Annotated in this window: 20 protein-coding genes; 16 read left to right on the top strand and 4 right to left on the bottom strand. The window is 70.8% G+C overall.

The window, feature by feature from the left end:
* Nucleotides 1–32: 32 nt before the first annotated feature.
* Nucleotides 33–383, top strand: a complete 351-nt coding sequence (locus BLU79_RS24340) for a MazG-like family protein (RefSeq protein WP_093907988.1) — start codon at nt 33–35, stop codon at nt 381–383.
* Here the strand turns inward: BLU79_RS24340 and BLU79_RS24335 are convergent.
* The 4 genes from BLU79_RS24335 to BLU79_RS24320 all read right to left on the bottom strand — a co-directional run bounded on the left by BLU79_RS24335 (nt 280) and on the right by BLU79_RS24320 (nt 6259).
* Nucleotides 280–2007 (bottom strand): hypothetical protein, encoded by a 1728-nt coding sequence (locus tag BLU79_RS24335; RefSeq protein ID WP_256333448.1) that lies wholly within the window; start codon nt 2005–2007, stop codon nt 280–282. The genes BLU79_RS24340 and BLU79_RS24335 overlap by 104 nt on opposite strands.
* Nucleotides 2008–2021: 14 nt before the next feature.
* A complete protein-coding gene (locus BLU79_RS24330; protein WP_093907987.1) occupies nt 2022–3851 on the bottom strand; it encodes a flavin-containing monooxygenase in 1830 nt (609 codons plus the stop codon).
* 139 nt (nt 3852–3990) lie between these two features.
* Nucleotides 3991–4695, bottom strand: coding sequence for a response regulator transcription factor (locus BLU79_RS24325; RefSeq protein ID WP_093907986.1), 705 nt, complete (start codon nt 4693–4695; stop codon nt 3991–3993).
* 61 nt (nt 4696–4756) lie between these two features.
* The gene (locus tag BLU79_RS24320) at nt 4757–6259 is read right to left on the bottom strand and encodes an esterase/lipase family protein (RefSeq protein WP_093907985.1); all 1503 of its coding nucleotides are present in this window, start codon (nt 6257–6259) and stop codon (nt 4757–4759) included.
* A gap of 222 nt (nt 6260–6481) precedes the next feature.
* Here BLU79_RS24320 and BLU79_RS24315 point away from each other — a divergent pair, with 222 nt between their 5' ends.
* The 15 genes from BLU79_RS24315 to BLU79_RS24245 all read left to right on the top strand — a co-directional run bounded on the left by BLU79_RS24315 (nt 6482) and on the right by BLU79_RS24245 (nt 22197).
* Nucleotides 6482–7534, top strand: a complete 1053-nt coding sequence (locus BLU79_RS24315; protein ID WP_093907984.1) for a hypothetical protein — start codon at nt 6482–6484, stop codon at nt 7532–7534.
* Between the two features lie 138 nt (nt 7535–7672).
* Nucleotides 7673–8689 carry a lytic transglycosylase domain-containing protein gene (locus BLU79_RS24310; RefSeq protein ID WP_093907983.1) on the top strand — a complete coding sequence of 339 codons (1017 nt, stop codon included), beginning with the start codon at nt 7673–7675 and terminating at the stop codon, nt 8687–8689.
* Between the two features lie 79 nt (nt 8690–8768).
* Nucleotides 8769–9824 carry a sigma-70 family RNA polymerase sigma factor gene (locus BLU79_RS24305; protein WP_256333447.1) on the top strand — a complete coding sequence of 352 codons (1056 nt, stop codon included), beginning with the start codon at nt 8769–8771 and terminating at the stop codon, nt 9822–9824.
* A gap of 162 nt (nt 9825–9986) precedes the next feature.
* The gene (locus BLU79_RS24300; RefSeq protein ID WP_093907981.1) at nt 9987–10934 is read left to right on the top strand and encodes an ABC transporter ATP-binding protein; all 948 of its coding nucleotides are present in this window, start codon (nt 9987–9989) and stop codon (nt 10932–10934) included.
* The gene (locus BLU79_RS24295) at nt 10931–11701 is read left to right on the top strand and encodes an MlaE family ABC transporter permease (RefSeq protein ID WP_093907980.1); all 771 of its coding nucleotides are present in this window, start codon (nt 10931–10933) and stop codon (nt 11699–11701) included. Before BLU79_RS24300 ends, BLU79_RS24295 begins: the two co-directional genes overlap by 4 nt.
* 3 nt (nt 11702–11704) lie before the next feature.
* Nucleotides 11705–12520, top strand: coding sequence for an MlaE family ABC transporter permease (locus BLU79_RS24290; protein WP_048584423.1), 816 nt, complete (start codon nt 11705–11707; stop codon nt 12518–12520).
* Nucleotides 12521–12540: 20 nt separating this feature from the next.
* On the top strand, nt 12541–13791 hold the full coding sequence (locus tag BLU79_RS24285) for an MCE family protein (protein WP_093907979.1): 1251 nt from the start codon (nt 12541–12543) through the stop codon (nt 13789–13791).
* Nucleotides 13788–14828, top strand: a complete 1041-nt coding sequence (locus BLU79_RS24280) for an MCE family protein (RefSeq protein WP_093907978.1) — start codon at nt 13788–13790, stop codon at nt 14826–14828. The genes BLU79_RS24285 and BLU79_RS24280 overlap by 4 nt, the downstream gene beginning before the upstream one ends.
* Complete coding sequence (locus tag BLU79_RS24275) at nt 14825–16012, top strand: MCE family protein (protein WP_371131929.1); 1188 nt, start codon at nt 14825–14827, stop codon at nt 16010–16012. The genes BLU79_RS24280 and BLU79_RS24275 overlap by 4 nt, the downstream gene beginning before the upstream one ends.
* Nucleotides 16009–17151: an MCE family protein gene (locus BLU79_RS24270; RefSeq protein WP_371131928.1), complete on the top strand. Its 1143-nt coding sequence runs from the start codon at nt 16009–16011 to the stop codon at nt 17149–17151. The genes BLU79_RS24275 and BLU79_RS24270 overlap by 4 nt, the downstream gene beginning before the upstream one ends.
* Nucleotides 17148–18443: an MCE family protein gene (locus BLU79_RS24265; protein WP_093907977.1), complete on the top strand. Its 1296-nt coding sequence runs from the start codon at nt 17148–17150 to the stop codon at nt 18441–18443. Before BLU79_RS24270 ends, BLU79_RS24265 begins: the two co-directional genes overlap by 4 nt.
* Nucleotides 18440–19678: an MCE family protein gene (locus tag BLU79_RS24260; RefSeq protein ID WP_093907976.1), complete on the top strand. Its 1239-nt coding sequence runs from the start codon at nt 18440–18442 to the stop codon at nt 19676–19678. The genes BLU79_RS24265 and BLU79_RS24260 overlap by 4 nt, the downstream gene beginning before the upstream one ends.
* Nucleotides 19675–20172, top strand: coding sequence for a hypothetical protein (locus tag BLU79_RS24255; RefSeq protein WP_371131927.1), 498 nt, complete (start codon nt 19675–19677; stop codon nt 20170–20172). Before BLU79_RS24260 ends, BLU79_RS24255 begins: the two co-directional genes overlap by 4 nt.
* Nucleotides 20173–20209: 37 nt before the next feature.
* On the top strand, nt 20210–20947 hold the full coding sequence (locus BLU79_RS24250) for a hypothetical protein (RefSeq protein ID WP_093907975.1): 738 nt from the start codon (nt 20210–20212) through the stop codon (nt 20945–20947).
* Nucleotides 20948–21093: 146 nt separating this feature from the next.
* Nucleotides 21094–22197, top strand: coding sequence for a sugar ABC transporter substrate-binding protein (locus BLU79_RS24245; RefSeq protein ID WP_256333446.1), 1104 nt, complete (start codon nt 21094–21096; stop codon nt 22195–22197).
* Nucleotides 22198–22484 lie beyond the last annotated feature (287 nt).

Raw genomic sequence — 22484 nt, 5'->3', positions numbered from 1 at the left:
GAGGGCGGACGGCGCTGTGCCAAGCTGCCCGCATGACTGATCAGGCCACCCCTCCCGCGACCTCGACCGACCTCTGGGCAGCCATCGACGACCTGTGGACCTGGCTCGACACGGACCAGCCGATCGGCGGCAGGGAGGGCATGCTGCTGCGCATGCTGAAGCTGTCGGAGGAGGTCGGCGAGGTCGCCGAGGCGGTGATCGGCGCGACCGGTCAGAACCCGCGCAAGGGGGTCACCCACACGTGGGAGGACGTGCAGGGCGAGCTGTGCGATGTCGTCATCACCGCACTGGTCGCCCTGCGGACGCTGACGCCCGACACTCAGGAGGTCTTCCATCGGCATCTGGAGCGGGTGACGGAGCGTTCGCTGGGTCCGGCGTCCTGACCGTCAGCCGCAGTACCGTCCCCTCCCCGTTCGCCGACAACAGCAACGAACCGTCCGTCCCCACCGCCAACCCCGCGAACCGACGCGCCATCCCCGGCATCCCGTTGGCGAAGAGAGCCGGTTCCGCCCGCGGAACCACCCCCGGCGGCGGCCCGACCGGCAGGTCCTCCGCGTCGGTGCGCGTCTCCCCCGTCGTCAGGGACACGGCCCGGAGTCTGCGCGGCCCGGTCTCCACCGTGAACAGCTCGTCGCCGAGGACCGCGAGGCCCTGGGGCGCGTCGAGCCCGTCCATGACGACCGTCGCCGCCCCGTCCGCCTCGACCCTCAAGAGGACGCCGGCCCCCTCGTCGCTGACGTAACAACGCCCCTCCGCGTCGAAGGCCACGTCCACGGGCCGGTCGAGCCCGTCCGCGAGGACGCTGACGGCGTCGTTCTCGTCGACGGCCACCACCCGCCCCGCGTCCGACTCGGCGACGACGAGCGAGCCGTCCGGCGCGACCGTGATGCCGAGGGGGCGCCGCAGTCCGCCGGCCCGGTCCCGCGTGGTCCCGGACTCAGGGTCGTACGTCTGGACCTGCCCGAACTGCGAGGTGATGTGGAGGAGTTCGCCGGCGGCCACGATGCCGTGCGAGAAGTGCAGCAGGGAGTGGGTGGTGACGCCGCCCTCCGGCGAGGGGTCGGGGCGCGCGAGACGGTAGTGGTCGGCGGCGTACACCTGGCCGCCGAGGTCGATGGTCACGCCGTACGGTCCGTCGAGTCCGCGCGGCACGATCTCGCGGGTGCGCCCGTCGGGGTGCATCTCGGTGACGCCGCCGCTGGAGTAGCTGGAGACGAACATGCGGTTCTCGGCGTCGAAGGCCGCGTTGTCCAGCCCGACGACCCCGCTGGTGACCAGGGTCCGCGAACCGCTGCAGTGCAGGTCGATTCGGGTGACGATGCCCTCGGGGCCGCGGGAGAGCACATGCAGCACCCCGCCCTGGTCGAACCGCACGGCGACCGGCTGATGGACGTCGTCCGCGACCACCTCGGGCGCGCCCCCGTCCGGCGGGATCCGCCAGACCTGGCCGGTGAGCAGGGGGTTCGCGCCGCTCATCATGTGCGGGTAGTACAGGTGGCCGTCCGGCCCGAGCTGCATCGCGTTGCCGAGGGCGAGCCCCTGGGTGAGGACCACGGGGTCGCCGCCGTCGGGGAAGAGCTCCATCAGCCGGCCGTCCGGCTTCATCTCGTTCACGAACAGCCGGTCGCCCACGCAGGTGATGCCGTTGGGGTTGTCGACATCGCCGGAGACGAGCGTGTACGTCCCCTGCGGGCTGCGCCGCCACACCCGGCCCGGCACCAGGTCGGCGATGTACATCGAGCCGTCCGCGCCGAAGGCGAGGTCGTCCGGCGACTGCACGGGACTGTCCATCGGTACGACGACCTCGACGTCCCCGGTGGCCGGGTCGACGGCGCTGATCTGACCGGCGAGGAACTGGGCGACGTACAGCCGCCCGTCCGGCCCGAAGGCGACGCCGTTGGAGCCCCACAGCCGGCTGGGCGGGTTGAGTCGCTCGACGGCCCAACGGGCGCTGGTGGCGTGCCGCTTGCCGGTCGCGTCGTACCTGCTCGGTTCTGTGCTCGTCACGCCCGTCACGCCTCTCACCCCTCGCTCTCGGTCAGAACCTCACGCATGCCGCCCTCCGCACGCCAGCGCCGCAGCAGCTCGTGGAAGGCGACCGGTCCGTCGCCGTACGACTCGCTGCGCTCCCTCGGGCTGCCCTCGTTGTTGTAGTACCCGGGCGTGCACTCGGCCTGGAACTTGTAGAGGTCGGGCGCCTTCTGACGGACCGTCGCCACCCAGGCGTCCTGCGCCTCGGCGGTCGGCTCGACGTACCGGGCCTCGCGCTTGCGGGCCTCCGCGACGACCTCCGCGACATGCGTGGCCTGTTCGTCGAGGATGTGGACGTAGTTGACGGCGGAGGCGTTCTGCATCGGGCCGAGCTGGAAGAAGTTGGGGAAGCCGCGGGTGGTGAAGCCGTGCAGCGTCTTGAGGCCCTCGGTCATCCAGGTCTCCAGCAGACCGGCGCCGCCCCGCCCGTACACGGGGAGCTTGCCGGACAGGACGCCCGACCTGCCGACGTCGAAGCCGGTGGCGAAGATGACGCAGTCGACCTCGTATTCCGTCCCGCCCACCACGACGGCGTTCTCGGTGATCCGCTCGACGCCGTGCGTGTCGGCGGTGTCGACGAGGGTGACGTTGGGCCGGTTGAAGGTCTGGAGGTACTGGTCGCTGAACGTGGGCCGCTTGCACATGTAGCGGTACCAGGGCTTGAGCTTCTCGGCGGTCTCCGGGTCCTCGACGACCGTTTCGACACGGGAGCGCAGCTCGTTCATCTTCTGGAAGTCGGCGATCTCGTAGGCGAGTTCGCGCTCCTCGGCCGGGACGTCCGCGTAGGCGTTGGTCGGGATGAGCTTCTCCTGGAGCCGGGCGCTGGACGTCCAGGCGTCGTTCACCAGATCCTCCTCGTCCGCCCGGACGCCGGTGACGATCTTCAGGAAGTTCTCCATACGGCGCCGCTGCCAGCCCGGCTCCAGCGACTCGGCCCACTGCGGATCGGTCGGCCGGTTGCCGCGCACGTCGACGGAGGACGGGGTGCGCTGGAAGACGTACACCTGCGCTGCGTCGGCCCCGAGGTGCGGTACGACCTGGATGGCGGTGGCGCCGGTGCCGATCAGGGCGACACGCTTGTCGGCGAGGCCGGTGAGGCCGCCGGTCGCGTCGCCGCCGGTGTAGTCGTAGTCCCAGCGGCTGGTGTGGAAGGTGTGCCCGCGGAAGGTCTCGATGCCGGGGATGCCGGGGAGTTTGGCCTGGCTGAGGGTGCCGCTGGAGACGACGACGTAGCGGGCGCGGATGCGGTCGCCGCGGTCGGTGGCGACCTCCCACTCCGACTGCTCGTCGTCCCAGCGCAGTTCGGTGACCTGGGTCTGGAAGCAGGCCTGGTCGTAGAGGCCGAAGTGGCGGGCGATGGCCCGCGCGTGCTCGTGGATCTCCTCGCCGGGGGCGTACTTCCACTTCGGGACGTAGCCGAGCTCTTCGAGCAGCGGGAGGTAGATGTACGACTCGATGTCGCAGTGGATGCCCGGGTACCGGTTCCAGTACCAGGTGCCGCCGAAGTCCGCGCCCTTCTCGACGACCCGGATCTCCTGCACCCCCGCCTGCCGCAGCCGCGCCCCGGCCAGCAGCCCGCCGAACCCGCCGCCGACGACCACGGCCTCGACGCGGTCGTGCAGGGGCGCGCGGGTGAACTCCGGGTCGGCGTGGGGGTCTTCGTCGTACGCGCCGAACTCGCCAGTGGGGTGCCGGTACTGTGCGCCGCCGTCGGGGCGGATGCGGCGGTCGCGCTCGGCGCGGTATTTGGCGCGCAGGGCTTCGGGGTCGAAGTCCAGGTCCAGGTCCAGGTCCTGGTTCAGGGGCTGCGGCTCGGGCACGGGCGTGCTCTCCTCGGTCGTGGGGCCGGCCGTGGGGAGGGCCGGGACAGGGGAAGTCGAGACCAGTGAAGCGAAGTGGGCTGACAGCTCCCAGACATATCCCGGACACGCGATCGGTGTGAGCCAGGACACACGTCCCTTACGGTTGTGCGGAACTGCCCAGCCAGTAGCCGAAGCCCCTGCGCGTGTGGATCAGCGCCGCTTGCTCCCCGTTCACCTTGCGACGCAGCCGGGAGACAAGCCGCTCGACGGCGCCGTCGGTCGGCGGGTCGTCCCAGACGTGCCGCCCGATCTGCTCCTTGGAGAGCACGCGTTCGGCGTTGACCAGCAGGCAGCGCAGCAGGCGGTATTCGGCGGGCGTGAGCTCGATGGTGCGCTCGCCGCGGCGGGCCCGGCGGGTGGCGTCGTCCAGTACGAGGTCGCCGTAGCGCAGCGCGCCGTCCCACGCGGCCACCGGCTCACCGCTCCGTACCAACTGCCGTGCCCGGGCCAGGACATCGGCGACCTTGACCGGACGGGCCACCGCGCCGCCTCCGGACGGGCTGCCGCCGGGAAGACTGCCGAGGAACTCGCCGGCTCCGGTGAGCAACAGGACGGCCGGGCGGTCGGCGGCGAGAAGCCGGCGGCTGTGCTTGAGCGTTTCGGTGTCCGCCAACGTCACATCGAGGATGACCAGATCGAACCGGCGCTCGGTGAGCAGGTCGTCGGCCTCGGTCGCGCGGTCCACCGTGGCGGTCCGGTAGCCGGCGAGCTCCAGCATCGCGGAGAGCGGCTCGGACGTACGGGGATCGCCGACGACGAGCAGAACATCCGGCACCGCGTCGGGAGACGGCGGCTTCGGCATACGGCCACCTTACCTGCGGGTTGCCTGAGGCAAGTAACCGCAGATGAGGTCCCTCACCGCCTCATGTCCAGGGCGTGGCGACGAGCCGGATCCGCGCGTCGCCGCCGAGGAGCGGTGCGGCGGTGGCGGGCAGTGCGATGTGGGCGACCCAGCGGCCGGGGGCGGGGTCCTCGTCGACGCGGGGCGTTCCGGCGACGCGGTGGTCGCGGATGGCGCCCTCGATCTCCGAGTTCCAGGTGGCCCAGATGCCGGGGCCGGCCTGCGGTGTGCCGACGTCGATGACGAGGGTGTCGGCGAAGTCGGCGGTCTGCTCCAGGTGGTCGCCGAGGCTGAGGATGCCGCGCCGCTCGCGCAGCGAGATGAGCCGCAGTTCGAGGATGAACCGCATGGGTTCGTCGGTCGCCTGTCGCAGACCGCTGTTGAGAAAGGTGGTGGCCAGCGTGACCGGCGCCCCCTGCTGCCCTTCGGCGGGCGGGTCGAGCTGGATCGGACACCAGTGGGCGGCGAGTCGCTCGTGCATCACCACGGGCAGCCCGCGCACCGACAGCCGCACATCGCCCTGCCACACGAGGTCGTCGTCGCCGGGCAGCCGGTAGTCGACCAGCGAGGCCTCGATCCGGGTGTCCCCGAAGAGGAACCGCCGCAGGTTCTGGTAGCCCTCCTCGGAGTTGACCATGCCGTAGCGCCCGCTGTGACTGCGGTGCACGAAGGCGCGCTGCGCCCCCGGCACATACGCCCGCTCGATCTGCACGAGCCCGTCGCTGTGCGGTCCGACGGCCGCCGCGGACAGACCGAGGGCGACGTCGTAGTCGGCCGGGTCGGTGCCGACCAGGCAGAAGACCCGTTCGACGGGCAGCGTCCCCGGCCCCTGGGGCATCTCCCGGGCGTCCCAGCCCCGGGGCGGGCCGTCCGGGTCCAGCTCGGCCTGCGGAGTGAGGTACTCGTACATCCGCCGGGGTCCGAAGATGTCCGCGCCCTGGATGCCGAGCTTGTCCCGGACCCGCTCGAACAGCCCGCCCCCGAGGTCGAAGGTGATACCGCCGTGCGGGGTGCCGTAGGTGAACAGCTTCGCGACACAGTCCGCGCCGCGCCCCCGGTCCGGCAGGACCTTCTGCAGCAGACACCGGCAGATCAGGCCGCCCATGGAGTGAGCCACCAGGTTCACGGCGGGCGCGCCGGTCTTCTCGCGGAGCCGGTCGACGAGGTCGAGCAGGTCGGCGGCGGCGTTCTCCAGCCGGTACTCCTGGGCGCTGCCGCCCCAGGTGGTCGCCGAGCGGTCGTAGAAGCGGTGGATCCAGACGGTGTTGGCGGGAATCTCCGTGTGCTCGGCGAGATAGGCCGCCTGGTCCCCCTTCACGAGCAGTTCGTAGCCCTCCTCGCGCAGCAGGCGCAGCAGCGGGCTCTCGAACTGGTGGAAGTAGGGCTGGTTGCGGGCGCCGACGCGGATGTGGGTGGAGCCCTCGTTGAAGCCGTAGAAGGGGTCGTCGACGGCCTTGTCGATACCGCGGGTGCCGCCGGCGAAGCCGCGGACGTAGACGAGGGGGAGTCTGGGGTTGTTGTCCACGCCGTGCCTCCAGCGCTCCGGGGTGGTCTCTCCTGCATACCTCCTGAATAGAGGAAGCCCGGAGGTCCGGCCTCCAGGAAGGGTCCGGAACGGTGACGCGCGGGGGTGGACGGCCCGGGCGGGCCCGGGCCGTCGCCGTCACCCGTGGGGAGCAGTCACCTCGCCGTACGGGCCGCGGTCGTGTCGTACTGGACTTCCGCGAGGGAAGTCACGGAGGCCCGGATGTCCACGGGGCAGAGGAACAATCTCGCGTCCTGGCGAGAACTGCCGCTGACCGTGATCTCCCGACTCCGAACCCAGCTGGCGAAAGAGGAGTGCCGTGTCGCGGGGGACGACGGCGATCGGCGCAGGGTGGTGCTCGACGGGGCGAGACAGCATCTCCGGGAGGCCGAGGAGGCGTGTCTGAGCGCGACGAGGTTCCGGCCGAGGTCCGGCACTCTGGAACGCGTCTGGTCGAACGTCCGGGCCGCCGAGGCCGACCTCCTCTCCCTCGCCTCCGACGACGAGCTCCGGGCGAGAACCCCCGAGATCCGGGGCATGGTGCGACGGCACCTTTCGGAGGGCAGTCCGCAGCGGCAGGCCGTGGAGGACCTCGCCGAGAAGGTCGACTCCGGCGAGGCGCCCCTCACGGACCAGGACCGCACCACCCTGGTCCGGGCGCTCGCGTTCGCCTACGCCTCGCTGGGCGGCAAGTACCGGCGGGTGCGTGTCATGGCGGACCTGCTGTGGATCTTCACGGGAGCGGCGACCCTAGGCGTCATCGTGCTCGCGCTGTGGGGGTACTTCGACAAGGCGTCCGTGGACCTGTGCTTCCGCCCCCAGCCGCCCGGCAATCGTGTGGTGTGCCCCACCGGCGAGCACCGGGTCCCGTACCTGGGCCCACCCCCGGCGCTCAAGACCGCCGCCCCCACGGACGTCATCACCAGCGACTACTCGGACCGCCTCGACGTTCTGACCGTCGAGTGCGCGGGCCTCATCGGCGCGGCCCTGACCGTGGTCACCGCGGTCCGCCGCCTCCACGAGAGCAACGCGCATCCCTATCAGTTCCGCCTCCCGCTCGCCGCGGCGGTACTGAAGTTCCCGATGGGCGCGCTGTCCGCGCTGGCCGGAATCGTGCTCATCAAGGCGGCCTTCGTCCCGGGTCTGAGCAACCTCGACAGTTCCGCACAGATCCTCGGCTGGGCGGTGCTGTTCGGGGCGGCGCAGCATCTGGTGACGCACCTCGTGGACCAGCGGGCGGAGGAGACGTTGAGCGGGGTGCGGAATTCGCCGTAGCGGCACGCGCACAAACCGCGCGACGGACCGGCCGCCCTGCCCCGTAGAGCAGACGACAGCAGTCTGCGGGGAGGGGAACAGCACGTGGCAGGGCACGGAGTCAGAACCGTCAGAGGTACGGCGGCCGCGATCGCGGCGATGGTCGCGCTGACCGCGTCACAGGCGCCGGGGGCGGCCCCGGCACGGGCCTCGGCGCCGGTACCGGGGCAGACACCCACCGAGCACGGACCGAGCGTCTCCGGCGACACCCCGTACCGCACCGAACTGCCACCCCTGCGAACCGGACAGCCCCACGGCGACAAGGCACCAGCGGAGGTCGGCGCCGCGCTTCCGGCAAGCGTGTTCGCCGCGTACCGGCGGGCGGAGGCGCGCCTCTCGCGCGAGGCGCCCGGCTGTCGGCTGCGGTGGCAGTTGCTCGCGGCGATCGGGCAGGTGGAGTCCGGGCAGGCGCGGGGCGGCCGGGTGGCGTCGGACGGTACGACCGTGACGCCGATCCTCGGGCCACGGCTGGACGGCGTGGCCTACGCGCTGATCCGGGACACCGACGGCGGCGCCCACGACGGGGACATGACGTACGACCGCGCGGTGGGGCCCATGCAGTTCATCCCGTCGACCTGGGCCCGCTGGGGCGCGGACGGCAACGGCGACGGGCGTACGGATCCGAACAACGTCTTCGACGCGGCTCTCGCCGCCGGACGCTACCTGTGCGCGGGCGGAAGGGATCTGTCCGTCCCGGCCGAGCTGGACCGGGCGATCCTCGGCTACAACCACTCGGCTGCCTATCTGCGCACGGTCCGGGCCTGGTACACGTACTTCCTCGACGGGCACCGGGTGGTGCCGGACGGCTCCGCCGGTTCGTCGGTACGCCCCGAGCCGTCGCCCTCACCGGGCAAGCCGGACGAGGCCGCACCGACCCCCACCGCCCGTCCGAGCACCACCCCGTCCCGCACTCCGCCGGCTCCCGCTTCTCCGTCCCCCGCCACGTCCCGTCCCGCCACCGCCCCCGAGGAGACCGGGATTCCACAACTCCCCCTCCCCGCCCCGGACATCGAGCTCCCCGGCGACGACCTGCTGTCCGGCGGCGCCCCGCTGACCAGTAACGGCGTGGAATCGATGCCCGCCTCCCCCTCCACAACCGCCGATACTCGGCGGTAATGTCGCCCCCCGCCGGACGGCACGAGACCGGTGGGGTGAGAGCGAAGGGGCCCTCATGGCGACGGACATGCCTGCGGACATGAGCACACAGACACCCGCGGCGCCTGCGGAGATGGACGCCGACGACGACCGTTGGCAGCTCATGTGGAGCCACCGCGAGCAGCTGCTCAAGGTGGCCCGGCGCAGGTCGGTGAGCGCGGAGGACGCCGAGGACGCGGTGCACGAGGCGATGCTGCGCGCCGCCGAGCGGCCGGACCTGGACGACGAACGGCTCGCCGCGTGGCTGACGACGGTCACGATGCGGATCTGCGTCGACCGCTACCGGCAGGTGAACCGTGAGGCACAGGTGCGCACGAGCCCTACCCTCATCGCCCCCGGGCCGGTGCCCGTCGAGGAGGCGGTCTGCGACCGGGCCGAGGCGAAGTGGCTGGCGGTGCGCAGTGGTGAGCTGCCCGCGCGGCAGGCCGAGGCGCTGCGGCTGAAGTCGGAGGACCTGGACGTCGGCCAGGTCGCCGTCCGGATGGGGCTGAGCTACCGGACCGTCGAGTCACTGCTCGCCCGGGCCCGGCGGACGCTGCGGCAGTCGCTCGCCGCGACGCTCGGGTGCGTGCTGTTCCTGATCGGGTGGGGGCGGCCGAGGCCGGCCGGCAAGGGCCCGGCCTTGGCGGTGGCCTCGACTGCGGCGACCCTGGCGGTTGCGGGGTTCGTGCTGCCGTACGCCCTCGACGGCAGTGGCGGCGGGGGCGGTACGGCGCCTCGGCCCGCCGTCGCCTCGCCGGGTCCGGAGGCGGTGCGGCCGGACGGTGGTGGCGAAGGACGTACACCTCAGGGGAACAAGCCCACAGTCACGTCGGCCGAACGGAGAGCAGCCGAGTCCCCGGCGGGCGAATCGTCCCTGCCGCTCACCGTGCCGTCGCTGCCGGACGTCCCGGAGGTCTCCGTGTCCCCGCTGCCGGTGTTGTCCGCGCCGGAGGTCCCCCAGGTGCCCGACGTCCCGGAGCTGCCCGAGCTCCCCGGCCTGCCGGTCACGTCCTCCGCCGTTCCGACGGACACGGCACCCCCGGCGATCCCGGACGCCTCCACCGCCGTACCGTCCGCCTCGCTCCCCGCGCCCATGGCGACCCCACTGCCGTAGCAGGCTCCGGACATACAACCGCCGGACATACGGCCGTAAATCATCACGAAACCATCGACCGGAAACCCGCCCGGAAAAAATCCGCAACGCGAGCGACGGACGCCCCGCCCCTCCCCGTAGAGCAGATGTCAGAGCTGCTCCGCGGGCTGAAGGGTGGACCGGATGGGTGTCGAGATCTGTGTGGAAGGGCTGACCAAGTCCTTCGGTCACCAGGTCATCTGGCAGGACGTCTCGCTGACGCTGCCCGCCGGGGAGGTCTCGGTCATGCTCGGCCCCTCGGGCACGGGCAAGTCGGTGTTCCTCAAGACGCTCGTCGGACTGCTGAAGCCGGAGCGGGGGTCGGTGAAGGTCGCCGGCCGGGACATCACCAAGCTCCGGGAGCACGACCTCTACGAGGTGCGGAAGCTCTTCGGCGTGCTGTTCCAGGACGGTGCGCTGTTCGGCTCGATGAACCTGTACGACAACATCGCCTTCCCGCTGCGCGAGCACACCCGTAAGTCCGAGAGCGAGATCCGGCGCATCGTGCTGGAGAAGATGGACATGGTCGGGCTGATCGGCGCCGAGGGGAAGCTGCCCGGCGAGATCTCCGGCGGGATGCGGAAGCGGGCGGGACTGGCCCGGGCCCTGGTGCTCGACCCCGAGATCATCCTCTTCGACGAACCCGACTCGGGCCTCGACCCGGTCCGCGTCGCCTACCTCAACCAGCTCATCGTCGACCTGAACGCCCAGATCGACGCGACCTTCCTGATCGTCACGCACGACATCGCCTCGGCCCGCCAGGTCCCGGACAACATCGGGCTGCTGTTCCGCCGCGAACTGGTGATGTTCGGGCCCCGCGAGGAGCTGCTGACGAGTGACGAGCCGGTCGTACGGCAGTTCCTGAACGGCCGGATGCAGGGACCGATCGGCATGGCGGAGGAGAAGGACGCGGCCCAGGTCGAGCAGGAGCTGGCCGCCCTCGGCGACGCCGACAAGGGCACACGGTCTCCCGGCAGCCAGGCTCTTCCTCCCCGCCTGCTGCCGGGGCCGGGCATCCCGCGGCCACCACGCTGGGAGGCGATCGCCCGGCGCGAGGCCGCGCTGCGCCAGAAGGCGGGGGCGAGCGCATGAGTCCGTCACCGGTCGGAGCGCTGCGGCACTCGGGGAGCCTGTTCGCGATGGCGCTGGACGTCGTCCGGACGATCCCCCGACGGCCGTTCCAGGCAAGGGAGTTCATTCAGCAGGCGTGGTTCGTCGCGAGTGTCACCATCCTGCCGACGGCCCTTGTCTCCATCCCCTTCGGAGCGGTCATCGCCCTCCAGATCGGCAGCCTGACACGGCAGTTGGGCGCCCAGTCCTTCTCGGGCGCCGCCTCCGTGCTGGCCGTGCTGCGCGAGGCCTCGCCGATCGTCACCGCGCTGCTGATCGCGGGCGCCGGCGGCACCGCGATCTGCGCGGACCTGGGCGCCCGGAAGATACGGGACGAGATCGACGCGATGCAGGTGCTGGGCATCGACCCCATCCACCGCCTCGTCGTCCCGCGCGTGCTGGCGTCGATGCTGGTGGCGGTGCTGCTCAACGGCCTGGTGTCGGTGGTCGGCGTGGCGGGCGGCTATTTCTTCAACGTCGTCCTGCAGAACGGCACTCCGGGCGCCTACCTCGCCTCCTTCACCACCCTCGCCCAGCTCTCCGACCTGTGGGCGGCCGAGATCAAGGCGCTCGTCTTCGGCGCGATCGCGGCGATCGTCGCCTCGTACAAAGGGCTCACCGCGAAGGGCGGCCCGAAGGGCGTGGGCGACGCGGTGAACCAGTCGGTGGTGATCACCTTCATGTTGCTGTTCGTGACGAACTTCGTGATGACCGCGGTGTACTTCCAGGTCGTCCCGCAGAGGGGTTAGCCGATGAGACTGCTCGACCGCCCCCTGCGCTCCCTCGAAGCGCTGGGCACCCAACTCTCCTTCTACGGCCGCTCGTTGGCATGGACCGGCCGCACCCTGCGCCGCTACAAGAAGGAGATCCTGCGGCTGCTCGCCGAGGTGAGCTTCGGGCGCGGAGCCCTGGCCGTCGTCGGCGGCACGGTCGGCGTGATCGCCTTCCTGTCCTTCTTCACCGGCACGGAGGTGGGCCTCCAGGGCTACGCGGCCCTCAACCAGCTCGGCACCTCCAACTTCGTCGCCTTCCTCTCGGCGTACTTCAACACCCGGGAGATCGCCCCGCTGGTGGCCGGGCTCGCGCTGTCGGCGACCGTCGGCGCCGGGTTCACGGCCCAGCTGGGCGCGATGCGGATCAGCGAGGAGACCGACGCGCTCGAAGTGATGGGCGTGCCCTCGCTGCCGTTCCTGGTGACGACGAGGATGATCGCCGGGTTCGTCGCGGTCATCCCGCTGTACGTGATCGGCCTGCTGTCCTCGTACCTGGCCGCCCGCACCATCACCACCGGCTACTACGGGCAGTCGGCCGGCACCTACGACCACTACTTCCAGCAGTACCTGCCCCCGGTGGACGTGCTGTGGTCCTTCGGGAAAGTGCTCGTCTTCGCCGTCCTGATCATCCTCGTCCACTGCTTCTACGGCTACTACGCGAGCGGCGGCCCGGCGGGGGTCGGCGTGGCCGTGGGCCGTGCGGTGCGGACGTCGATCGTGGCGATCAACGTCCTGGACTTCTTCCTGTCGCTCGCGATCTGGGGCGCCAACACGACCGTACGGATCGCGGGGTGAGCCGCCGGATGAGGGCGCGTATGAGAGTGCTGAGACTACGGCTGTACGGCATCGTCTTCCTCGCCGTGCTCGCCCTGCTGCTGTCCCTGTCGGTCGCCGTCTACCGGCAGGCGTTCACGCCGGTCGTGCGGATCACGCTGGAGGCCGACAGCCTCGGCAACCAGCTCGACCCGCGCGCCGACGTGAAGCTGCGCGGGCTGCTGGTCGGCGAGGTGCGCGAGGTGCACGCCGACGGGACGAAGGCGCGGCTGGACATCGCGCTCAAGCCGGAGCACGTCGCGTACATCCCGTCCGACGTGCACGCGCGGCTGCTGCCCAAGACGCTGTTCGGCGAGAAGTACGTCGACCTGGTGCCGCCCGCCGGCGCCGGCTCCTCGTCGGCCCGCCCGATCCGCGCCGGTGACGTCATCACCCAGGACCGCACCCGCGTCGGCATCGAGGTACAGCAGCTGATGAACGACCTGCTGCCCCTGCTGCGCACCGTCCAGCCCGGCAAGCTCAACGCCACGCTCTCCGCCATCGCCACCGCCCTCGACGGCCGCGGCGACCGCATCGGCGACAACCTCACACGCCTGGAGGCCTACCTGAGCCGCCTCAACCCCCATCTGCCGTCCCTCACCGAGAACATCGCCCGCTTCGCCGAGGTGGCCGAGACGTACGGCGACGCGGCACCCGACCTGATGGAGATCCTGCGCAACACCGTCACCACGAGCCGCACGATCGTCGACCAGAAGGACCGGCTGGCGGCGGCGCTGAAGACCACGGCGACCGTCGCGGGCACGGCGCAGGACTTCCTCGACGCGAACGGCGGCCGGCTGATCACCCTCGGCCAGGTCTCCCGCCCGACCCTGGAGCTGTTCGCCCGCTACTCCCCCGAGTACCCGTGCCTGCTGGCCGGACTGGTCCGGCAGGAGAAGGCCTCGGAGGAGGCGTTCCGGGGCGGGAAGATGCACATCACGCTGGAGGTCGTACGGCCGCAAGGGGCGTACGAACCGGGCGAGGAGCCACGTTACGGCGAGCGGTCGGGGCCGAACTGTCACGGTCTGTCGCACCCTCGGGTGCCGGCACCGGGCGCCCACCTCAACGACGGTTCCAAGAAGCCGAGTTCGTCCTCGGGCGGCCCGCTCGGCGTGTCCGCCACCCGGGCCGAGCAGCGGGCCGTCGGCTCGCTCGTGGCCCCGGTCCTGGGCGTGCCCGCCGACGAGGTGCCGCCGGTCGCGACGCTGCTGTTCGGGCCGATGGCGCGCGGGACGGCGGTGACCGTCGCATGAGAACCGCAGGCGCACGGCAGACCGCCGTTCCCCTCATCAAGTTCAGCGTCTTCGCGCTGGTGACCATCCTGGCGACGGCCCTGCTCGCCGCCACCATCGTGAACATCTCCTTCACCCCGGAGGATCGCTACCGCGCGGTCTTCAGCGACGTCACCGGCCTGGAGGAGGGCGACGACATCCGGGTGGCCGGGGTGCGGGTCGGCGAGGTCGAGGGCATCCGGATCAAGGACCGGACGCTGGCCGAGGTCACCTTCACGGTCAGCGAGGACCGGCCACTGCTCACCGGCACGGGCGCCGTCATCCGGTACCGCAACCTGGTCGGGCAGCGCTACGTCGCGCTGACCGAGGGCACGGGCGACGGCAGCCGCCCGTTGCGGCCGGGCGCGACCATCCCGCTGTCGCGCACCCAGCCGGCGTTGGACCTCAACGCGTTGCTGAACGGCTTCAAGCCGCTGTTCGCCGCGCTCAGCCCGAAGGACGTCAACCAGCTCGCCACCGAGATCATCAAGACACTCCAGGGCGAGGGCGGCACCGTCAACAGCCTGCTCGTGCACACGGCGTCGCTCACCTCGACACTGGCCGGCCGCGACCAGCTGATCGGCTCGGTGATCGACAACCTGAACACCGTGCTGGAGACGCTGGACGACCGGGGCACCCGCTTCTCCGGCCTGATCGAGCAGCTGCGCCGGGTGATCTCGGGCCTGTCCGCCGACCGCAAGCCCATCGGCCGCTCGCTGGTGAGCATCGGCGACCTGACGGAGGCCACCTCAGGGCTGTTGAAGGACGCGCGTCCACCGCTGCGGGACGACATCGCCGAGCTGACCGAACTCACCGGAACGCTGAACGACAACGAGAAGACGGTGGAGGGCGTGCTGAAGCGGCTGCCGAACAAGCTGAACGAGCTGACGGGAACGGCGTCCTACGGCTCGTGGTTCAACTTCTACCTCTGCGACTTCGACGGCCGGATCGTGCTGCCGAAGACGAAGCAGGTGCTCACGCCAGACCTGCACGTGGCGAGGGCGAGGTGCGGGGCATGAGCCGTAAAACCCGTCCGGAGCCGCTGTTCAAGGTGCGCGTCGAGCCGCCGAAACTGCCGAGCCTGCCGAGCCTGCCGAGGACACGTCTGCCGAAGGTACGGCTCCTGCCGCGCCGGAAGCCGCGCCCGAGCCGCCCGCGGCCGATGATCAAGGTGCGCGTCGAGCCGCCGAAGCTGCCGAGGATTCGGCTCCGCCGCCCGCACCTCGGCCCCTTCCGCGACCGCAACCCCGTCGTCATCGGCGCGATCGGCCTCACGATCCTCGCGCTGCTGGCCGTGGCCGCGTTCAACGCCGACCGGCTGCCGGTCATCGGCGGCGGCGAGACGTACAGCGCGGCCTTCGCGGAGGCGGGCGGTCTCAAGCCGGGCGACGAGGTGCGGATCGCCGGGGTCAAGGTCGGCAAGGTCAAGGAGGTCGACCTGGACGGCGACCACGTCAAGGTCACCTTCAGGATCAAGGGTGAGCCGGGCTTCGGCACCGAGACCGGGGCGTCGATCCGGGTCAAGACGATCCTCGGCGCGAAGTACCTCGCCCTGCACCCCGAGGGCCGGGGCCAGTTGGCACCCGGCAGCGAGATACCGCTGAGGCGCACCGTCCCCGCGTACGACGTCGTACAGGCTTTCAGCGACCTCACCACGACAGCGGAGGAGATCGACACCGACCGCGTGGCGAAGGCCCTGGACACCATCTCCACCACCTTCGAGGACTCCCCTTCGGAGGTACGGGCGTCCATCAAGGGCCTGTCGCAGATCTCCCGCACGGTGGCCTCCCGCGACAAGGCGCTGCGCGAGCTGCTCGACCACGCGAACGGCGTGACGGGCGTCCTGGCCGACCGCTCGGCGGACTTCACCGCCCTGGTCAAGGACGGCGACAAGCTGTTCCGGGAGATCAGCAGGCGGCGGGAGGCGATCCACAACCTGCTGAAGAGCTCCGCCGCGCTCGGCATCCAGCTCTCCGGCCTGGTCCAGGACAACGACAAGGAGATCGGGCCCGCACTGGAGGGCCTGAACCGCGTGGTGGACATGCTGGAACGGAACCAGTCGAGCCTGGACCGGAGCATCAAGCTCATGGCGCCCTACGTCCGGCTCTTCACCAACACCCTCGGCAACGGCCGCTGGTTCGACTCCTACGTGCAGAACCTGGTCGCCGCTCCGGTGGCGCCGCGGACGGGAGGGGCACAGTGAGGATCCCTGTCAGGCTGAGAAAGCGGCTGGCCCTGCTCACCGCACTGTCCCTGGTCGCCGCGCTCGCCTACGTCCTGTGGCCGCGCCCCGAGCCGGTCCGTGTCACGGCGTACTTCCCGCGCACGGTCGGCATCTACCCGGGCTCGGACGTCCGCGTCCTCGGCGTCCGCATCGGCGAGGTCAGGACGATCACGCCGGAGGGCGGCCGGGTGCGGGTGGAGCTGGAGTACGACGCGGACCGCAAGGTACCGGCGTCCGCGCAGGCGGCCATCATCAACTCCTCGGTGGTCAGCGACCGTTACGTGCAGCTGCTGCCGGTGTACCGGGGCGACGGTCCGGTGCTGCGGGACGGGGACGAGATCCCCGAGTCGCGTACGGCCGTACCCGTCGAACTGGACCGTGTCTTCGACAGCCTCCACACCACGGCCGAGGCGCTGGGCCCCGAGGGCGCCAACAAGGACGGCGCCCTGTCCCGGCTGCTCGGGGTGAGCGCCGACAACCTGGACGGCCAGGGCGAGAACCTCCACCAGACGGTCGAGGACCTCTCGCAGGCGGTCGCGACCCTCTCCGACGGCCGCACGGACCTGTTCGGCACGATCCGCAACCTCCAGGTGTTCACGGCGGCGCTGGCGGCCGACGACAAGAGCGTGCGGTCCTTCAACAGCAGCCTCGCGAAGGTCGCGGGCCAACTCGCCGCCGAGCGCGAGGACTTGGCGGCGGCACTGAAGAACCTCGGGGCGGCGCTCGGCGACGTGTCCGACTTCGTGAAGAGGAACAGGAAGTCGCTGACCGCGAACGTGGAGGGGCTCAGCAAGGTGACCAAGGTGCTCGTCACCCAACGGGCGGCGCTGGAAGAGCTGTTGGAGGTGGCCCCGACCGGCATGTCGAACCTCAACAACGCGTACAACCCGTCGGCCGGCACCCTCGACACCCGCAACAACGCCGACCAGGCGCAGGATCCGGCGGCACTGCTGTGCTCGGTGCTCAGGACGACGGGGGACGAGGGCGGCGAGAACCCGGACTGCGGCGAGCTGCGGGAGCTCTTCGACTCCCTGCCGGAAGTGCCGCATGGCGGCGGCGCGGCGGTCACGGGCACGGTCGATCGCACGCTCGGCGGAATCCTGGGGGCGAGCGCATGAGGGCTCTGCGCAAGGGCGGGGCGGTCGCCTGGGCGGCGGCAGGAACACTGCTCCTCTCCGCCTGCGACTTCAACGGCTGGTACGACGTCCGACTGCCCGGCGGCGCCGCCTCGGACGGCAAGGCGTACCACGTCACCGTCGAGTTCCGTGACGTCCTCGACCTGGTGCCGCAGTCGGCGGTGAAGGTCAACCACGTGACGGTCGGCGCGGTCGAGAAGGTGGAACTGGACGGCTGGCACGCACGCGTGCACCTCCGTGTGGCCGACTCGGTGAAGCTGCCGGCCAACGCGATAGCGGAGCTACGCCAGACCAGCATGCTGGGCGAGAAATACGTGGCGCTGTCGAAGCCGATGGGGGCGGAACCGGTCGGCCGTCTCGCCGACGGCGATGTGATCCCGCTGTCCCGCAGCGGCCGCAACCCGGAGATCGAGGAGGTGTTGTCCGCGCTGTCGGCCCTGCTCAACGGCGGCGGGGTGGCCCAGCTCAAGACGATCACCGTGGAGCTGAACAAGGCGCTGGAGGGCCGGGAGAACCGGGTGAAGTCCCTGCTCAAGGAGCTGAATGTCTTCCTGGGCGGCCTGGACGAGCAGAAGAAGGACATCGTCCGGGCCCTGGAGGCCGTGGACCGGCTGTCCAAGCGCCTCGGCAAGGAAAAGAAGACCATCGCCGAGGCGGTGGACGCGATGCCACCGGCGCTGAAGGTGCTGGCGGACCAGCGGCGCGACCTGACAAGAATGCTGACGGCCCTGTCGAAGCTCGGCAGGACGGGCACCAGGGTCATCAACGCCTCGCACGAGGACACGGTCGCCAACCTCAGGGCGCTGCGGCCGATTCTGCGGCAGCTGAACAAGGCTGGCGACGACCTGCCCAACTCCCTCGAACTGCTGACGACCTACCCGTTCCCACGCAACGCGGTGGACGCCATCAAGGGGGACTACGTCAACCTGCACATCACGGCGGACCTGGACCTGGCGGGGATCTACGGCAACCTGACGGACGAGCCGGGCGGCGACCGGGACGACGACGGGGACACCCAGGGCCCCGAGCTGCCCGAGACCCCTGACCTGCCGGACGTACCGGATCTCCCGGAGGTGCCGGGCGTACCCACACCCACCGCCCTGCCGGGCGTGCCGTCCTCCTCCCCCTCGGCGCCGTCCGGGGGCGGCGGTGACCTGCTGTGCCCGCCGGTGTGCACGGCCGGCTACGGCAGTGGCTACCGCACCGGGGGCGACTGGCCCGAGGGCATCGATCTCGACCTGGCCGAGCTGATGCTGAAGGGAGTCCAGCCGTGATCACACGCACGGTCAAGGCCCAGCTCCTCGCCTTCGCGACCATCACCGCCGTAGGGGTGTCATACGTGGGCGCCGAGTACACGGGCTTGGTGGACGAAGCCCTGGACCGCGGCTACACGGTACGGGCGGACTTCGCGGACTCCGGGGGCATCTTCCCCGGCGCCGAGGTGACGTACCGCGGGGTGCCGGTGGGGAAGGTGGGCGCGCTGCACCTGACGGGCAGCGGCGGCGTGTCCGTGGCCCTGGACATCCAGGACGGGACACCGAGCATCCCTGCGGACGCGCTGGCGGTGGTGGCGAACCGCTCGGCGGTGGGCGAGCAGTACGTGGACCTCCAACCCCGCACGTCCCACGGCCCGTATCTGCTCGACGGCAGCACGATCCCGCGCACGAGCACACGCGTGCCGCTGCCGACGACGGACCTGGTCCTCAGCCTGGACCGCCTGGTGAACTCGGTCGGCAAGGAGGACCTGCAAGTCACCGTGGACGAGCTGGACAAGGCGTTCGCGGGAACGGGCCCGAGCCTCAGCCGCCTGGTGAACTCGGGCAACGAGCTGATCGAGTCGGCGTCGGAGGCACTCCCGGAGACGATCGCGCTGATCGAGGACTCGAGGAAGGTCCTCAAGACCCAGGCGGACCAGGGCTCGTCGATCAAGTCGTTCTCGCGCGATCTGGCAGCCCTGACAGCCCAGTTGAAGGCGAGCGACGGGGACCTGCGCAGGCTGATCGGCAACGCGAGACCGGCGGCGCAGGAGGTGAACGCGCTGCTGAAGTCGGTATCGCCGAGACTCTCGGTCCTGCTGGCCAACCTGATCAGCGGCGGCCAGGTGACGCTGGCCCGCCTGCCCGGCGTGGAACAGGCGCTGGTCACCTTCCCGGTGATGGTGGCGGGCAGCTACACGGTCGTCCCCGGCGACGGCACCACGCATTTCGGCCTGGTGGTCAACGCCGACGATCCCCCGGCCTGCACCCAGGGCTACGGCACGGCACGCCGCGACCCCGCGGACACGAGCACGCGCGAGGCGAACACGGGCGCCCGCTGCACGCTGCCGCGGGGCAGCGAGTCGTCGGTGCGGGGGGCGCAGAACGCGCCGTACGTCACTCCGTACGACCCGGAGACCGGCACCACGACCGGCCCGGACGGACGGGACGTGCGGATCGGTACGACGGGCGGCCAGCGGGCCGTGTTCGGAAAGGAGTCGTGGCAATGGCTGCTGGTTGGCCCGATGGCATGAGAAAGGCACTGAACGGTATGGGCAAGGCACTGCCGGTGGCGCTGACGACGGCGACGGCCGCAGTCACCGCCCTGACGATCTGGCTGATCCTCGGCCTCCACACGCAACGCGAGGCGGACCAACGCCGCCAGGACATCCTGGCCACGGCCCGCCAGTCAGCACTGAACTTCACGTCGCTCGACTACCGCCACTACGACCGCGACAGCGCCAACGTCCTGGCAGGCGCGACCGGCGCCTTCAAGAAACAGTTCGCGGCCCAGACGGAGCAGCTGACACAGCTCGTGGCCACGAACAAGTCCGTATCGGAGGGCCAGGTCCTGGAGGCGGGCATCGTCCGCTCCGACGACAACTCGGCCCGCGTGCTGGTGGTGGCCGACAGCAAGGTGACGAACACGTCGGTGCCGCAGGGGGAGGCACGCACGTATCGCCTGCAGCTGGACCTGGTGCGGCGGGATGGCCGCTGGCTGACGTCGGATGTCGAGTTCGTCGGCTGACCGGCAAGTTGAGGACGCACGAGTGAGGAGCACGACCATGGCGAAGACGACGACCGGCCGCGCCCCCGGCACGACCACCCGGCGCAAGATGACGGCAGCGGCCAGGGCAGCGGCCAAGCGAGCGGAACGCGGCCACCACGAGCCAGTCCCGGAGGCCACGGTCGCCGGACGCACGGTGCTCATCGAGGCCCCGAAGGACGGCTGGGAGGACCCGCCGGAGCCGTCGCTGGAGTCGTTCGAGGAGGACACGCCGCCAGAGGACGGGCTACGGCCCCGTCGGCACCGACTGTTCCTCGCGGTGCTCGGTGTCCTTCTGGTGGCCGGCCTGGTGGCAGCCGCACTGTTGGGATGGCAGTACCGCGACGCACGCCAGACGGAGAGCGCCCGCGCCGAGGCCGTCGCAGCCGCGCAGAAGGCGGCACCGGCCGTCCTGTCGTACGACTACCGCCACCTGGACCGCGACTTCACCCGCGCCCGCACCCACCTGACCGGCGACTTCCGCGACGAGTACGGCAAGACGACGAAGACCGTGGTCGGCCCGACGGCCGAGAAGTACCACGGGGTCGTCAAGGCCACGGTCGCCGCTCCCACGACCGGAGCCCCGGCAGCCTCCGTCGTCTCCGCCTCGCCGGACAGGGTCGTGGTGCTGCTCTTCGTCAACCAGGTCACTGAGAGCACGCAGGTTTCGGGGGCTCGGGTGGATCTGAACCGGGTGCGGATGACGATGACCGACACCGACGACGGCTGGAAGGTGAGTGCGGTGGACGCGCTCTGAAGGTCCCTGAGAGGGCATGTCCGGCGCCCTTCCCTGGTCCGACGGCCCCATCGGGTCTGCCGGGTCGAAGTGTCCGCCCTATGCTGGCAGAGAGTGGCCGGCGGGGGGCGGCCGGGGGTGCCTCGGCGAGTCAGGGAGGTCCCCGTGTGAGTGGGTGTCGGGGCCGTACGGCGGTCGCAGCCTCCGCATTGTCGCTGGTCGTGTGCCTGGCCGCCTGTGGCGGCTCCGGGGAGCCCGGCCCGGGTGGGGCTGCCTCCGGCGAGGGTGGATTCACGGTCGGGCTGCTGCTCAGTCAGAACATCCAGACGCGCTGGGAGACGTTCGACAAGCCCCTGATCGAGCGGAGGGTCAAGGAGCTGTGCGCGGGCTGCGCGCTGGAGTACGCCAACGCCCAGGGCGATGTGGCCGCCCAGAAACAGCAGGTGGAGACCTTGCTCAGCAAGGACGTCAAGGTCCTGATCCTCAGCGCCGTCAACTTCCGGTCGCTGCGCTCCTCGGTCGAGCGGGCGCACGACGCGGGCGTTCCGGTCATCGCCTACGACGGCCTCGTCGAGGGCCCGATCTCGGCCCACGTCTCCTTCGACAACGAACGGGTCGGGAGACTCCAGGGCGAGGCGCTCCTGAAGGCCATGGGCGACAAGGCGGACGGCGGGCAGATCGTGATGATGAACGGTCCCCAGACCTCCCCGACCAATGTCTCCTTCAAGAGAGGCGCGATGTCCGCCCTCCAGGGCAAGGTCGGGATCGGCAGGTCGTACGACGTCCCGGGCTGGAGCCAGGAGATCGCCCACGCCGACATGGTCCGCGCCATCGCCGCCCTGGGCGCCGACGGCATCGACGGCGTCTACGCCGCGAACGACGGCCTCGCCGCCGGCGTGATCTCCGCCCTCAGAGCCGCCCGCATCGAGCCATTGCCTCCCGTGACCGGCCAGGACGCCGACCTGGAGGCCGTGCGGCGCATCCTCCTGGGCGAGCAGTACATGAGCGTCTACAAGCCCTTCAAGGCCGAGGCCGACACCGCCGCGGAGATGGCCGTCGCCCTGGGCCGCGGCGGAAATGTCGACGCCATCGCCAAGACCAGCGTCGACACGGCCACCACCAAGGACATCCCCGCCGTCCTGCTCGATCCCGTCCCTGTCACCGTCGACAACATCAAGGACACGGTCATCAAGGACGGTGTGTACACCGTCGACCAGATCTGCACACCGGGGATCCGGGCCGCTTGCGAGCGGGCCGGACTTATCGACTGACGGCTGGGCGTGTGACGGGACACGGGACGCGCCGGGCGACGGAGAGCGGCAGTCGAGTCGGGCTGTACGCCGGGGAGAATCACCGCAACGCTATGACCTGCACAAACGTGCAGGGAGGGCGTTTCCGTGGCTACCTTGATGGCTATGCAAGGAGGCGCCCCGCGCCAGAGCGGTCCGGACGGGGGCTTCGTCGTTCTCGGAGAGGCCGGTTCTGGTGGAAACCGAGGCGGACGGCATCACCGCCGACATGGAGATCACCGAACTCAACCGGCGCGATGTACCGGTGG

The organism is Streptomyces sp. cf386, from assembly GCF_900103585.1.
Classification (GTDB): domain Bacteria; phylum Actinomycetota; class Actinomycetes; order Streptomycetales; family Streptomycetaceae; genus Streptomyces.
This window is presented reverse-complemented; position numbering and strand designations above follow the sequence as displayed.

What these genes read in the sequence shown, in the direction of transcription:
- BLU79_RS24340 (WP_093907988.1), top strand. Translation starts at nt 33, where the DNA reads ATGACTGATCAGGCCACCCCTCCCGCGACCTCGACCGACCTCTGGGCA.
- BLU79_RS24325 (WP_093907986.1), bottom strand. Translation starts at nt 4,695, where the DNA reads ATGCCGAAGCCGCCGTCTCCCGACGCGGTGCCGGATGTTCTGCTCGTC.
- BLU79_RS24315 (WP_093907984.1), top strand. Translation starts at nt 6,482, where the DNA reads ATGTCCACGGGGCAGAGGAACAATCTCGCGTCCTGGCGAGAACTGCCG.
- BLU79_RS24310 (WP_093907983.1), top strand. Translation starts at nt 7,673, where the DNA reads ATGGTCGCGCTGACCGCGTCACAGGCGCCGGGGGCGGCCCCGGCACGG.
- BLU79_RS24305 (WP_256333447.1), top strand. Translation starts at nt 8,769, where the DNA reads ATGAGCACACAGACACCCGCGGCGCCTGCGGAGATGGACGCCGACGAC.
- BLU79_RS24300 (WP_093907981.1), top strand. Translation starts at nt 9,987, where the DNA reads ATGGGTGTCGAGATCTGTGTGGAAGGGCTGACCAAGTCCTTCGGTCAC.
- BLU79_RS24295 (WP_093907980.1), top strand. Translation starts at nt 10,931, where the DNA reads ATGAGTCCGTCACCGGTCGGAGCGCTGCGGCACTCGGGGAGCCTGTTC.
- BLU79_RS24290 (WP_048584423.1), top strand. Translation starts at nt 11,705, where the DNA reads ATGAGACTGCTCGACCGCCCCCTGCGCTCCCTCGAAGCGCTGGGCACC.
- BLU79_RS24285 (WP_093907979.1), top strand. Translation starts at nt 12,541, where the DNA reads ATGAGAGTGCTGAGACTACGGCTGTACGGCATCGTCTTCCTCGCCGTG.
- BLU79_RS24280 (WP_093907978.1), top strand. Translation starts at nt 13,788, where the DNA reads ATGAGAACCGCAGGCGCACGGCAGACCGCCGTTCCCCTCATCAAGTTC.
- BLU79_RS24275 (WP_371131929.1), top strand. Translation starts at nt 14,825, where the DNA reads ATGAGCCGTAAAACCCGTCCGGAGCCGCTGTTCAAGGTGCGCGTCGAG.
- BLU79_RS24265 (WP_093907977.1), top strand. Translation starts at nt 17,148, where the DNA reads ATGAGGGCTCTGCGCAAGGGCGGGGCGGTCGCCTGGGCGGCGGCAGGA.
- BLU79_RS24255 (WP_371131927.1), top strand. Translation starts at nt 19,675, where the DNA reads ATGAGAAAGGCACTGAACGGTATGGGCAAGGCACTGCCGGTGGCGCTG.
- BLU79_RS24250 (WP_093907975.1), top strand. Translation starts at nt 20,210, where the DNA reads ATGGCGAAGACGACGACCGGCCGCGCCCCCGGCACGACCACCCGGCGC.